Source organism: Bradyrhizobium australafricanum (assembly GCF_020329495.1).
Taxonomy (GTDB): domain Bacteria; phylum Pseudomonadota; class Alphaproteobacteria; order Rhizobiales; family Xanthobacteraceae; genus Bradyrhizobium; species Bradyrhizobium australafricanum.
The window spans coordinates 41,666-54,740 of sequence record NZ_JAGKJL010000059.1 but is presented as its reverse complement, the minus strand read 5'-3'; the positions used below and the strand labels follow the sequence as shown (position 1 = coordinate 54,740).

At 65.3% G+C, this 13,075-nt stretch carries 12 protein-coding genes and 1 tRNA gene; 7 read left to right on the top strand and 6 right to left on the bottom strand.

The window, feature by feature from the left end; all coding sequences use genetic code 11:
• On the bottom strand, window positions 1-218 hold a 218-nt coding region (locus J6525_RS36275; RefSeq protein ID WP_225642577.1), incomplete at its 3' end, for a transposase.
• Between the two features lie 78 nt (window positions 219-296).
• Window positions 297-1,196: a LysR family transcriptional regulator gene (locus J6525_RS36270; RefSeq protein ID WP_225648216.1), complete on the bottom strand. Its 900-nt coding sequence runs from the start codon at window positions 1,194-1,196 to the stop codon at window positions 297-299.
• 157 nt (window positions 1,197-1,353) lie between these two features.
• Here J6525_RS36270 and J6525_RS36265 point away from each other — a divergent pair, with 157 nt between their 5' ends.
• The 4 genes from J6525_RS36265 to J6525_RS36250 all read left to right on the top strand — a co-directional run bounded on the left by J6525_RS36265 (window position 1,354) and on the right by J6525_RS36250 (window position 6,435).
• A complete protein-coding gene (locus tag J6525_RS36265; RefSeq protein WP_092077852.1) occupies window positions 1,354-2,355 on the top strand; it encodes an HpcH/HpaI aldolase/citrate lyase family protein in 1,002 nt (333 codons plus the stop codon).
• On the top strand, window positions 2,345-3,544 hold the full coding sequence (locus tag J6525_RS36260) for a CaiB/BaiF CoA transferase family protein (protein ID WP_225648215.1): 1,200 nt from the start codon (window positions 2,345-2,347) through the stop codon (window positions 3,542-3,544). The genes J6525_RS36265 and J6525_RS36260 overlap by 11 nt, the downstream gene beginning before the upstream one ends.
• A 39-nt stretch (window positions 3,545-3,583) precedes the next feature.
• Window positions 3,584-4,954, top strand: a complete 1,371-nt coding sequence (locus tag J6525_RS36255) for an LLM class flavin-dependent oxidoreductase (protein ID WP_225648214.1) — start codon at window positions 3,584-3,586, stop codon at window positions 4,952-4,954.
• Between the two features lie 62 nt (window positions 4,955-5,016).
• Entirely contained in the window at window positions 5,017-6,435 is a 1,419-nt protein-coding gene (locus tag J6525_RS36250) for an MFS transporter (protein WP_225648213.1), read from the top strand.
• Window positions 6,436-6,528: 93 nt separating this feature from the next.
• Here J6525_RS36250 and J6525_RS36245 read toward each other — a convergent pair whose 3' ends face one another.
• On the bottom strand, window positions 6,529-6,870 hold the full coding sequence (locus J6525_RS36245; protein WP_063790074.1) for a hypothetical protein: 342 nt from the start codon (window positions 6,868-6,870) through the stop codon (window positions 6,529-6,531).
• A 349-nt stretch (window positions 6,871-7,219) separates the two neighbouring features.
• Between J6525_RS36245 and J6525_RS36240 the strand changes: the two genes are divergently transcribed.
• Window positions 7,220-7,996 (top strand): tetratricopeptide repeat protein, encoded by a 777-nt coding sequence (locus J6525_RS36240; RefSeq protein ID WP_225648220.1) that lies wholly within the window; start codon window positions 7,220-7,222, stop codon window positions 7,994-7,996.
• Window positions 7,997-8,022: 26 nt separating this feature from the next.
• On the opposite strand, the gene J6525_RS36235 is transcribed toward J6525_RS36240, so the two are convergent.
• The 3 genes from J6525_RS36235 to J6525_RS36225 form a co-directional block, all read right to left on the bottom strand.
• On the bottom strand, window positions 8,023-8,733 hold the full coding sequence (locus J6525_RS36235) for a hypothetical protein (RefSeq protein WP_225648212.1): 711 nt from the start codon (window positions 8,731-8,733) through the stop codon (window positions 8,023-8,025).
• A gap of 77 nt (window positions 8,734-8,810) precedes the next feature.
• Window positions 8,811-9,896, bottom strand: a complete 1,086-nt coding sequence (locus J6525_RS36230; protein WP_225648211.1) for an enolase C-terminal domain-like protein — start codon at window positions 9,894-9,896, stop codon at window positions 8,811-8,813.
• A gap of 18 nt (window positions 9,897-9,914) precedes the next feature.
• Window positions 9,915-11,249, bottom strand: coding sequence for a multicopper oxidase family protein (locus J6525_RS36225; RefSeq protein ID WP_225648219.1), 1,335 nt, complete (start codon window positions 11,247-11,249; stop codon window positions 9,915-9,917).
• 136 nt (window positions 11,250-11,385) lie between these two features.
• On the opposite strand from J6525_RS36225, the gene J6525_RS36220 reads away from it, so the two are divergent.
• Window positions 11,386-11,470 (top strand) — tRNA-Leu (locus tag J6525_RS36220).
• 164 nt (window positions 11,471-11,634) lie between these two features.
• Window positions 11,635-12,993 (top strand): trigger factor, encoded by a 1,359-nt coding sequence (tig, locus tag J6525_RS36215; protein WP_225648210.1) that lies wholly within the window; start codon window positions 11,635-11,637, stop codon window positions 12,991-12,993.
• Window positions 12,994-13,075: the final 82 nt, after the last annotated feature.

Below are 13,075 nucleotides of genomic sequence, written 5' to 3'. Positions count from 1 at the left end.
GGGAACTCCTGCGGCAACGCCCGCCACTGGCAGCCGGTCGAAACGATATAGAGGATCGCTTCGATCACACGACGCAGCTCCGTCTTACGCGGCCGGCCGCGCCGGTTCGCTCGCGGCAACAGGCGTCTGATCAGCGCCCACTCCGCATCGGTCATATCGCTTGCATAACGCAGATCGTCCCGCCGATATTGCTCCCGAGTGATCTTGGTCCAGGGCATCGTGCTCTCCCTCGAATCTTTGCAAATCCGATGGAATCACACCCCACTGAGATCACTTACCCATTTTTCAGTCAGGCTCTAAGGGCGCGGCTTGAGGAATTTGTGAATCACTGATGTCAGCGCGCCGGCAGCCGGCGAGAACGATTGTCCGCGCAACGAGACGATGCAGACCGTGCGCTCCAGCACAGGATTGACGATCGGTAGCGCCTGCATCGTCTTCCTGACCGGCCGCGGCAAGGCGACCTTCGGCAGGATGCCGACGCCGAGACCGGCGCCGGCCAGCGCGGCCAGCGTGTAGCTGTGCTCGACCTCGAACTTGATCTTCATCTGCAGATTGCGCGTGGCGAGCGCGCGCTCCAGCATCGAGCGCAGCGCCGCCGATTTTGAGTTCAGCAGGATCGGATAGGCGGACAGTTCGGTGAGGTCGACAGCGCTGCGCTTGCGAAACGGAAACGCTCTTGTCGCCAACGCATAGATCGGGTCGTTGAACAGCGGCGCGAACTGAAACTCGGTCGAGCCGTCCGTCTCCGGCCCGATGCCGAAATCCGCCTCGCGCCGGCGCAGGCAGTCCAGCATGTCTTCGGCCGCAAGCTCGCGCAGATTGATGTTGATGCCGGGATAGCTCGCCTGGAAGGCGTGCAACGCCTGCGGCAGGATGGTCGCGGCAATGGTCGGAACGCAGGCCAGCGACAGCGTGCCGCGCTGGATGTCGATGACCTCGCGGATCTCGCGCAGGCCGTTCTCCCATTCGCCGAGCGCGCGCCGCGCATGCGTCAGCAGTTGCAGTCCCTCCGCGGTCAGCTCGACGCGTCGCGTCGTGCGATGAAACAGCGCGGCGCCGACCTGATCCTCCAGCAGCTTGATCTGCATGCTGACCGCGGATTGCGAGCGGTTGAGGTGCTCGGAGGCCTGGCGAAAGCTCTTGTTCTCGGCGACCGCGATGAACATGTGCAGCAGCTTGAAATTGATCTGCGACATCGTTTTTGCCCTGCAGGGATTGTCCCGAAGAACTGAACAGTTCTTAAGATAATCTCGTTAGAAAGATCAGTGTCGGACATCTAGCATGATTGTTGTTGGCCGCGGGAGACGATCCTGCGGCGTGATGCAGAAAAGATGCTCCAGAAAAGACGCTCCGATGTCCTTCACCGTCACCAAGCCGCGCACGCGCCGCGTCCAGCGTTCCGAACTCGCGGTTCCCGCGACCTCGACCCATTTCTTCGAACGCGCAGCGAGTAGCGCGGCCGATTTCATCTTCCTGGATCTGGAGGACGCGGTTGCGCCGCCGCGAAAACCCGAGGCGCGCGAGATCGCGATCGAGGCGCTGAACCGGATCGACTGGGGCAACAAGACGCTGGCGGTGCGGATCAACGGGCTCGACACCGAATGGGCGCATCGCGACGTCATCGAGATCGTCAGCCGCGCGCCGCGCCTCGACCTCGTCATGGTGCCGAAGGTTGGCACCGCGTTCGACGTCCGTTTCGTCGACGCGCTGCTGGCGGGGCTCGAGCGCGAGTTCCCGCGCGCAAGGCCGCTGGGCATCGAGATCCTGATCGAGACCACGCTTGGGCTCGCCAATGTCGAGGACATCGTGCAGGCGTCGGAACGGCTGGAAGCGGTCATCTTCGGCATCGGCGATTACTCGATCGACCTGCGTACCTGCGGCGAGATCATCGGCGCCTCCGATCCGCGCTATGCCGTGCTCACCGATGCGGACGAGGGCGGCGCGCGCCGCATGCACTGGAACGACCAGTGGCACTTCGCGCTCGCCCGCATCGCCAATGCCTGCCGCGCCCACGGCCTGCGTGCCATCGACGGCCCCTTTGCCAATTTCGGCGATGCCGCAGGTTTTCGCGCTAGTGCGGCGCGGGCGGCCGCGCTCGGCTTCGAGGGCAAATGGGCGATCCATCCCTCGCAGCTCGAGACCGCCAACGAGGTGTTCTCGCCGACCGCACGCGAGATCGGCTGGGCGCGCGAGATCACGGCCAAGATCCAGTCCGCCAGCGCCGGCGGCGACGGCGCCTTCGGGCAGGACGGCGTGCTGATCGATCTTGCGGTGCTCAAGCGCGCGCAGGCGATCATCGAGCGCCATGACGCAATTCAGGCGGCAGGCAGACAAGGAGTGCGGGATGTCGCATGAGCCACCGCTCTCCGGAATTCGCGTGCTCGACATCGCGACCTTCGTGGCGGCGCCGTTCTGCGGGACGGTGCTGTCCGATTTCGGCGCCGAGGTGATCAAGATCGAGCAGCCGGGCACAGGCGATCCCTTGCGCCGGTTCGGCACCCCGAGCGACTGCGGCGACACCTATGTCTGGCTCAGCGAGGCCCGCAACAAGAAGTCGGTGACGCTCGATCTGCGCACCGAGCAAGGTGCCGCGCTGTTTCGCGAGCTGGTCCGCCAATCCGACGTGGTGCTGGAGAATTTCCGGCCGGGCACGCTGGAAAAATGGGGGCTCGGCTTCGAGGCGCTGCGCGAGATCAACCCAAAACTCGTGATGCTGCGCATCAGCGCCTATGGGCAGGACGGCCCGCTGCGCGACAAGCCCGGATTCGCCCGGATCGCGCACGGCTTCAGCGGGCTCGCTTATCTTGCCGGCGAGGCGGGGCGGGCGCCGGTGATGCCGGGATCGACCTCGCTCGCCGATTATATCTCCGGGCTATGGGGTGCGCTCGGCGTGCTGCTGGCGCTGCGCCATGCCGAAGCCACCGGACACGGGCAGGTGGTCGATATCGGGCTTTATGAATCGGTGTTTCGGCTGCTCGACGAGATGGCGACCGTGTTCGCCAAGACCGGCTTCGTCCGCGAACGCCTCGGTGCCGACACCGTCAATGTCGTGCCGCACAGCCATTACCAGACCGCCGACGGAAAATGGGTGGCGCTGGCCTGTTCGAGCGACAAGATGTTCGAGCGCCTGGCGCAGGCGATGCAGCGCCCCGAACTCGCGACCGACCCGCGCTATGCGGCCATGGCCGGCCGCCTGGCGCGGCGCGAGGAGGTCAACGGGATGGTCGCCGACTGGATCGGCTCCAAGCCGCTGGAGACGGCGCTTGCCGAGTGCGAGCGCTACGACGTGCCCTGCGGGCCGATCTACAGCATCAGTGACATCTTCGCCGACCCGCAATACCGCGCCCGCGGCAACATCGCCGAGGTGCCCTCGCGCGCCGGGCCGATTGCGGTGCCGAGCGCGATCCCAAAAATGTCGCGCACGCCGCCGCAGTTCAAGCATGCCGGCGTCGCGCTCGGCGCGCACACCGACGAAGTCCTGACCTCACTTGCCGGCGCAACCGCGGCGGCGCTCGCCGCGCTGCGCAGCGACGGGGTGATCTGACATGCCCCAATTCTCCCGCGGCCACGAAGGAACCACGCCATGACCAGGCAGATGAAATTGATCGGCTTCCTGCAGGCCCAGAATTGCTCGAACTATCCCGCCTCCTGGCGCCATCCCGACTCGAAGCCGAACTGGTTCTCGCGCGACTATTACCAGGAGATCGGGCGCACGCTGGAGCACGGCAAGTTCCATCTCGCCTTCTTCGACGACCGGCTCGCGATCCCCGATCGCTTCGGCGACGATTTCCGCGAGACCATCCGCCACGGCGTGCGCGCGGCGAAGCTCGATCCGGTCTCGGTTGCGCTCACGATGGGATTGGCGACCGAGCGGCTTGGCATCGGCGTGACCTATTCGACCACCTATTACGAGCCGTTCCACGTCGCGCGGGTGTTCGCGACGATGGACCTGCTGCTGAACGGCCGCGCCGCCTGGAACGTGGTGACCTCGCTGAACGACTCCGAGGCGGCGAATTTCGGCGCCTCGCAGCACCTCAGCCATGATCTGCGCTACGACCGGGCCGACGAGTTCATGGAGGTCGTGCTCGGCCACTGGAACAGCTGGGAGGACGGCGCCGTCAGCTTCGACCGCGAGAGCGGGCTGTTCGCCGACCCGGCCAAGGTGCACCGGCTCGACCATCACGGCCAGTTTTTCCGCTCGCGGGGCCCGTTCACGGTGCCGCGCTCGCCGCAGGGCCATCCGGTGATCATTCAGGCCGGCCAGAGCGGCCGCGGCAAGACCTTCGCGGCGCGCTGGGGCGAATTGATCTTCGTGATCTATCCCAATCTCGACATCGCGAAGAAGCAGTATGCGGACTTGAAGGGGACGCTCGCCAAGACGGGCAGGGACATCAGCATCGCGCCGGCGGTCTATCCAGTCGTCGCCGAGACCCAGGCCGAGGCCGAGGACAAGTTCGCGGCGATCAACCGGCTCGCCAAGCCGATCGATGCGCTGACGCTGTTGTCGGAGGTGTTGAACTACGATTTCGCGGCCAAGCCGATGGACGAGCCGTTCACGTCGGATGAGCTGGCTTCGATCAGCGGGCTGCAGGCGATCCGCGACCGCGTGATGAACCTCTGCGGCAAGCCCAATCCGACGCCGCGGGACTTCGTGCAGTTCAGCGGGCGCGGAACGCTCGCCGAACTGCCGACCTTCGTCGGCTCGCCCAAGGCGGTCGCCGATCAGATGGAGCGCTGGTTCTGTGAAGGCGGCTGCGACGGCTTTGTCGTGGCGGCCACCCATGTGCCCGGCACCTACCAGGACTTCGTGCGCCTCGTGGTGCCCGAGCTGCAACGCCGCGGCCTGTTCCAGCGCGAGTATCAGGGCGACACATTGCGCGAGAATCTCGGCCTGCCGCGGCCGCAAGCCGTGCATGCAAGCGCAGACGAGGAGGCGCGCGTCTCGACCGGATGACGCCGGGACAGAATGCCGGCGCAGACAACGATCAAAACAAAATCAAAATCAGGGAGGCTGAAGTGACCAAGGGCGTTAACGCGGGGGGCCGGCTCGACAGATTGCCGATCGCCGGATTTCACTACCGGATATTCGCGCTGATCGGAGCCGGACTGTTCGTCGACGGCTTCGAGATCTTCCTCGCCGGCAGCATTCTCGGCGCACTGGTTCAGTCCGGCTATTCGGACCTCGCCCAGAATGCACGCTTCATCTCGGCGACCTTTGTCGGGATGCTGATCGGTGCCTGGCTGGCGGGCGTCGCCGGCGACCGCTTCGGCCGCAAGTTTGCCTACCAGGCCAACCTCCTGATCTTCGGCCTCAGCGCGCTGGCGGCAACACTCGCGCCGTCGATGAACTGGCTGATCGGGGCCCGCTTTGTGATGGGCCTCGGGCTCGGCGCCGAGATCGTCGTCGGCTATGTCGTGCTCAGCGAATTCATCCCGCCGCAGCAACGCGGCCGCTGGGGCGCGGCGCTCGCGACCTGCACCAACGGTGCGCTGTTCGTCGCGACCCTGGTCGGCTGGGTCGTCATTCCGCATCTCGGCTGGCGCTGGATGTTCGCGCTGTGCGGCATCGGCGCGATGATCGTCTGGTTCCTGCGGCGCTCGCTGCCGGAATCGCCACGCTGGCTCGAGACGCAGGGCAAGAGCGCCGAGGCGGAGGCCGTGCTAACTGCGATCGAGCAGGAGGTCGGCAAGGGAAGGACCCTGCCGACCCCGGCCTATCAGCCGGCCCCGGTGCAGCCGGACGTTCGCTTCACGCGCCTGTTCTCGCGCGCATTGATCGCGCGGACCATCGTCGGCTGCCTGATCCTGATCGGGCTCAACACCGCGGTCTACGGCTTCATCGCCTGGATTCCGACCTTCTTCGTCAAGCAGGGCATCAACCTGTCGTCATCGCTCGGCTACACCATGCTGATGACGCTCGGCAGCCCGCTCGGCACGCTGTCGGGCATGTGGATCGGCGAGAAGATCGACCGCAAGCCGTCGCTGATCGTGCTGTCGCTCGCCGCGGCCGGGCTCGGGCTGATCTATCCGATGTTCATCAACCCGGTCGCCTTCGTCGTGATCGGCTTCCTCCTGGTCTTCACGGTGGCGGTGATGCTGGCGCTGGCCTGGGGGCTCTACATCCCCGAACTGTTCCCGACCGAGCTCAGGATGCGCGGATCCGGCATCTGCAACACCGCCGGTCGCCTGATGTCGATCGTGACGCCGTTCATCGTGGTCGAGCTGTTCACAAGGTTCGGCGTCACCGGCGTTGTCTCGGTGGTGGCCGGGCTCCTGGTGGTGCAGGCGATCGCGGTTGCGGTGCTCGGCATCGAGACCCGCAAACGTCCGCTGGAGGCATTGCGGCCGGAGGCGATGGACAGCGAAGCGTCATCCGCGGAGGTGCGCGGCAAGCTGCAACCAAGCCCCGGCGGGATCGCCGGAGGCGGGGAGTAGGCGTCGGGCCAAAGGCCCCGGTCGAAAACGGCCGCGTTACAGCGCCCGCACTGTGCTCAGATGCGAGCGCTCGACGCTGACCTCAGGTCGATTTCATTCCGCTGCGGAAATCAGCGCGGTTTGGCTCACCCGCGTCTCGCCCTTGAGATTGTCGACGGTGACGTGTGTGTCGTACCAGGTCAGCCGCGGCCGGACTCCGAACCGTCCGGTGAGCTCGACGATCTTGGCCTCGGTAAACCATGCCTCGGCCGCCTCTCGGCTCTCCCAGAGATAGACGCCGCCGGTACCGGCCTCTCCATTGAGATAGTCTTTGCGGATCAGCCCCTTTGTTGCGAGCTTTCGGTAAATGGGGGCGGTGCCCATGCCACCCCTGATGGCCTGTTCTTCAGTTCGTTTCGGAAGGTCGAATTGAACGACGACGATACACTGTGCCATCCCTTTTCTCCGATCTGAGCCACATGGTGTCAGATTCGCTCGGCGGCACGCCGATCAACTCCGACACTACAGGATTTATCCGACGCTTGTCCCGAATTGACAGGTTCCGTTTCGCGATTTCGATGCGAATTGATGTGATCGCCATGGGCTCGACGACATCAGGCCGTTGGGTAGGCCAGAAGGTGGGCGGGGCGCTGCTGTTGACCTTATGTCGCGTTTTCACGAGACTGTTGCTGGACGCCCCGCGATGGCGGGGCTAGGGCCCTCAACATTCTCTCGGATCCTCCAGAAACCTCTCGTGAGTGGCAGGCAGAACAATTTCCTCGCTCAGGCGCTGCAACAAGGCGCCTTGGCGTTGCGGGCGCAGCAGTTTGCTCAGGCCGAGCAGATTGCGACGAACGTCCTGAAATCAAACCGCACGGACAGACACGCCGCGCTTCTTTTGGCGCATGCCCTGATGGCGCAGAACCGGGGCGGCGAGGCGATCGCCGCGCTCGAGCGGGTTGCGCGTCGCGCCGACGATGGAGAGGTCGAGACTTTGCTCGGCGCGCTGCTGTGCGGCGCGGGCCGCGTCACCGACGGCATCGCACAGCTTCGGCGCACGGCGGCACGCCGCCCGCCATATTTTCCGTCCTTTCAGGAACTCGCCGGGCGGCTTGCCAAGGCCGGTCAACATGACGAGGCGATCAGCACGATCGAGGCCGGTCTCGCGCTCGCCCCTGAGAGCGTCGACCTGAAGCTCGATCTCGGGCGCCTGTTGCAGGAGACCAATGACATCGCGCGGGCTGCAAGCGTTCTGACGGCGGCACGTGATGCTGCGCCGGGACGCCCCGACGTTCTCAACCAACTCGGGCGGGTCCTGATCCTGCTTGGCGACTACGCCGCAGCCGCGGATGCGTTCCGCCGCGTGCTCGCGCAATACCCGGATGATCGCTCGACCCGCGCCCATCTCGCCACGTGCCTTTTCGAGCAGGGTGAGCGCGATGCTGCCGAGGCAGCGCTGCGCTCGGTGATGCGCGGTCAGCCCCAGCTGTTTGGACGCGCGGCATTCGTCATGGCCTCGGGGTCTCATGGCCGCTTCTTCTTCTCCCAGAGCGCCGCCGCGAAGTTCCTCGGCGGGGAGTGAGACTGAGCGCGGCGGACGGCATCGCCTTACGCCCTGAAGTTTCTCCGGTAGAGGTTCGGCTGCCGTCTGAGCTCGGTGCGGAGTTCGCCGACCCGCTTGGCGTCTTCCGCGGTGAACGGCGATGCCTGCGCGGTCCAGTCGTCTCGCTTGACGGGAATACATTGCGCGATCGGGGTCCCCTTGGGGAGGACGCCTCTGAAATTCCTGTCGTGCCAGTAGGCCGGAAAGTGCACCCAATTGTCGGCATAGAGGTCGGAATTGACCAGGCCGCTGAGTGTGGTGAATGGCAGATCGAAGCGGTTGACGGGATGGGTGAAGTAGATCGCGTAGCCTTCCGGGGCTTCGACGGTCCACAAATTGTGGAATTTGAGAAAGAAGCGGCCCTCTTCAAACAGCGGGGTGCCGGTGACCTGACCCGCGTCGTGGAAGCCGATCGGTGAGCGTGGAAATTCCGGCGTGCCTCCCGGCGGCAGGTCCTGGTCCCAGGTGATTTCGCCGTCCTCGACCTTGAGATCGCAAACCAGCGGCAGCAAGAACCCGCAGGTCATCGCATCCACGAACGGCGGGCAGCGCTTGATGGTGTCCTCGTCGTGCAGGTTGATCGAGGAGAACGCCGTCGCCGGCATGGCCTTGAGCCAGTCGGGAACGCCCTGCGCCGCCGGTATGGGGGCCGGTATCAGTCCGTCAAGCTCCGTCGGACAACGGAATTTGAGCGTCAGCTTGTTGTTGGTCGACATTGGGCGCTCCGATTTCGGATCGACCTACATGAATGCGACGCAAAGGTGAAGCGCGCGCTCAGCAGCCAGGATCGCCGCTAGCTCACGAGATACTTCGCGACCGCCGGCTCGTTCCACTCGATGCCGAGCCCGGGACCGCGGGCGGTCACGGCGCCGTCGACGATCTCGGCGGGCTTTGTGAGGATCGCGCCGGCGAAGTCGAGGAATTCGAGCCAGTGCGCGGTCGGCGTCACCGCGAGCAGATGCGCGCTGACCTCCGCGAACAAATGGCTCGACATCGGAATCGATGCGGCGTCTGCTTGTCCCGCGACCTGCATCCAGCCGGTGACGCCGCCGACCTTCATGACGTCGGGCATGATGAAGTCGGATGCGCCGGCGGCGATCGCCTCGGCGAAACCGCGCGGAAACCACCAGTTCTCGCCGGCCTGGATCGGCGTCGGCGAGGTCTCGCGGACCTTGGCGTGGCCGGACAGGCTCTCCTGCGGCACCGGCTCCTCGATCCAGTGCAAATCGTAGGGCGCAAGCCGGGCGATGCGGCGGGTCGCCTCCGCCGGATCGAGCGACTGGTTGAAGTCGATCATCAACGCAATATCGGGGCCGAGCAGGGCGCGCACGCCCTTCACGACGCGCTCGTCATTGGCGGCATCACCGTCGCCGCCCTTGATCTTGATTCCCTTGAAGCCCTGGTCGAGCGAGCGGCGCAGCGCGCGCTCGTCGGCAACGGGATCGACCACGCCGTAGCTGTCATAGGCCTTGATCGGCTTCACCGAGCTGCCGAGCAGTTCGACCAGCGGCCGGCAGGCGAGCTGGCCGAGTACATCCCAGTACGCCATGTCGAGACCGGATACCGCCATGCCGACCAGGCCCTGCCAGCCGAGCAGCCGGAACTTCGCGTCCATCGCCTTCATGAGTTCGAACGGGGCGACCGGCTTGCCGATGAGCTCGCGGCCGATCTCCTCGATCAGATAGGCAAGAGGTTTAAGCGTGAGCTTGCTGTAGGCGAAGATGTAGGTGCGGCCGGTAACGCCTTGGTCGGTCTCGACATCGATCAGAACCAGCGGGCCGGAATCGATCACGCCGAAGGCGTTCTTCACAGGGCGCTTGATCGGCACCACGACGCTTCGCGCCTTGACTGCGCGGATCGCTGCAACTGTCTGGCTCATGGACGTTTCCTCTTGTTGTTATTGGACACTGTACCATCGGACGAGCCGCGGCGCGGCCCAGTCGGTCGCGAGCTGCTCGATCAGATAGCGGCCCGGATATTCAGCGAGGAAGGCGATGCGCTGGGTCTGGCCCGGCTCAATCGCGAGCGTGTCGAGCCAGAACGGCTTCCAGCCGTCGTCGAGCCGGTCGAGCAGACGGAAGTGATGGCCGTGCAGATGGAAGATGCTGGCGATCGGGCCGCGGTTGGTCAGCGCGAGCACAACCGGCCGGCCGGCTTTGGCCTGAAAGGCCGGCGCGGATGATGGCTTGAAGTCCGCCGGCCGGAACCATTCGGTCGGCGTGCCGAGGGTTAGCTCGAACCTTGCGACGCTCTTGAGATCGAGCTGGGCGGGCATGTCGTTGCCGGGCAGCGGCGGTGCCGGCGGGAACGGCGCCGAGCGGACCGGCGGGTCGTTCGAGACGGCCAGCTTGCCGACCGGGCGAGCCTGCTTGCCGTCGTGCAGCAGGATCGGAAAGCTGGTTCCGGCCGGTCCGGCCGCGTCGATGAAGACATCGGTGCGGCTGCCGGGAGCGAGGACGAGGGCACCGTTGCGGGCCGGAAACGGTTCGGCCGGCTGGCCGTCGATGGCCATCACACGGACATCGAGGTTCTCCAGCTTGATCGCCAGCACGCTGCGTTGGCTGCCGTTGATAAAGCGGAGTCGGAGGCGGGCATTGGCCGGTGCGGAGATATCGTATGAGGTTTTGCCGTTAATCGTATGAATTTGCGTCGAATCTTTTGGATCATTGCCGGCCGGGATTGCGCTTCCGTCCGGCCGCAAGCGCCACTCCTCGATCAGCAGGACCTCGTCGCGATCGACCGCGACCGGCGAGGTGCCGGTCACGATCAGCGGCCGCGGCCGTACCGGCGCCGTGCCGCCATCACCGAACAGCGGCTCGCACAGAAAGGTGCCGGCATGCCGGAGCGGCAGCTGGAAGCTATCCTTCGCCCCGGTGGCAAGCAGCGCCCGGGAGGCCAGTGGCTCCGCCGCCGCGACGCCGTCGAGCCCGCGGCAATCCAGCGCGGCCGCGACCGGCAGGTCATTGCCAAAGGTGACGTCAAGGACCTCGCCGCGCTTGAAGCGGAGGTCGCCGCCGCCGAGTGACCAGACCGATGTCTCCGGTCCGCCCGGACGAAGCGAGATGCGGTCGGGTTTGGCCTGGAGCGCGACCGCGGTCCGGCCCTGTGCCGCGCCGGTGGCCGGCAGAGCGGGGCAAAGCGCCGCGGCGCCAAGGGCGGCGATCAGATCGCGCCGGGTGAGTGAAAATTCGGGACTTGCGGGAGGACTTGCCATCCGGCCGATGCGGACCATTTTCAAGTGTACCTGTCCAGTCGCGATCGGTCGCAGGGCGGGCTCAACAGCGGCCATTTTTTTGCTGCGAACCGGTGGGCGCATGTTATAAGCCCGGCCGCCCGCGGCATCGCGGCCGGACTGGGATGCTTTTCGCGCGGGCGTGGCGGAACTGGTAGACGCGCTGGATTTAGGTTCCAGTGACGAAAGTTGTGGGGGTTCGAGTCCCTCCGCCCGCACCAAGCGCTTACAGCGTTTGCATGACGAATTCTTGGAGAACCTTTGGCCCCGATGGGGTGAGGGTTCGCCGAACCCACAGACGTTAGGCCGCAAGGCCCATCGTCGAACAGATTGAACACTGCCACGGCCGCTCGGGCCGCGGCAAAAGCGGAAGAAGATTGATACCATGCAGGTCACCGAGACCCTCAACGAGGGATTGAAGCACGAATTCAAGATCAGCGTCCCGGCATCCGATCTCGATGCCAAGGCGGACGCCAAGCTGGTCGACCTCAAGGACAAGGTCCGTCTCAACGGCTTCCGTCCCGGCAAGGTGCCGGTGGCGCATCTCAAGAAGATCTACGGCCGCTCGGTGATGGCCGAGACCATCGACCAGACCATCAGCGACACCAACCGGCAGATCTTCGAGGATCGCGGCTTCCGCCTCGCCGGCGAGCCGAAGATCACGATGCCGACCGAGAAGGACCAGGTCGAGGAATTGCTGTCGGGCAAGACCGACCTGACCTACACCGTCGCGATCGAGGTCGTGCCGCCGATCCAGCTCGCCGATTTCAAGTCGTTCTCGGTCGAGAAGCCGGTGGTCGACGTCTCCGACGCCGATGTCGACGATGCCATCAAGCGGATCGCGGAAGGCAGCCGCCCGTACAATGCCAAGACCGAGGGCGTGGCGGAGAAGGGCGACCGCGTCACCATCAGCTTCAAGGGCACCATCAACGGTGAAGCCTTCGACGGCGGCACCGGCGAGGGCATCCAGGTCGTGATCGGCGCCGGCCAGTTCATCCCAGGCTTCGAGGAGCAGCTGATCGGCATCGGCACCAATGAGACCCGCACGCTGAAGGTCTCGTTCCCGAAGAACTATCTGAACGAGAAGCTCGCCGGCCAGCCGGCCGAGTTCGAGACCACCGCGACGCTGATCGAGGCGCCCGGTGAGACCACGATCGACGACGAGTTCGCCAAGACGCTTGGCCTGGAATCGCTCGACAAGCTGAAGGAGGCCGCCCGCGAGCGCCTGACGGCCGAGTTCGCCGGCGCCACCCGCCAGAAGGTCAAGCGCGCGCTGCTCGACCGGCTCGACGAGAGCCACAAATTTGAGGCGCCGCCGTCGCTTGTCGCCGAAGAGTTCAATCTGATGTGGAACTCGATCAAGGCTGAGATGGACTCGTCCGGCAAGACCTTCGCCGACGAGAACACCACCGAGGAAGCGGCAAAGGAGGAGTACCACAAGATCGCCGACCGCCGCGTCCGGCTCGGCCTCGTGCTGTCGGAGATCGGCGAGAAGAACAAGATCACCGTGACCGACGACGAGGTGTCGCGCGCCGTGATCGAGCGTGCGCGCCAGATGCCCGGCCGCGAAAAGGAAGTCTGGGACTACTACCGCAGCAACGCCCAGGCGCTGGCCCAGCTCCGCGCCCCGATCTACGAGGACAAGGTTGTCGACTTCGTCCTGGAGCTCGCCAATGTGACCGAGAAGAAGGTCACCAAGGAGGAGCTGTTCAAGGATGAAGACGCCGAGAAAACTGCCGCTTAATTTCGGCACCTCGCGTTAATGATGAACCGCGAAAGCGCGCCTGGCGAGGGTCCCCGTCGCTAGGCGCGAAGACGCGAATCAG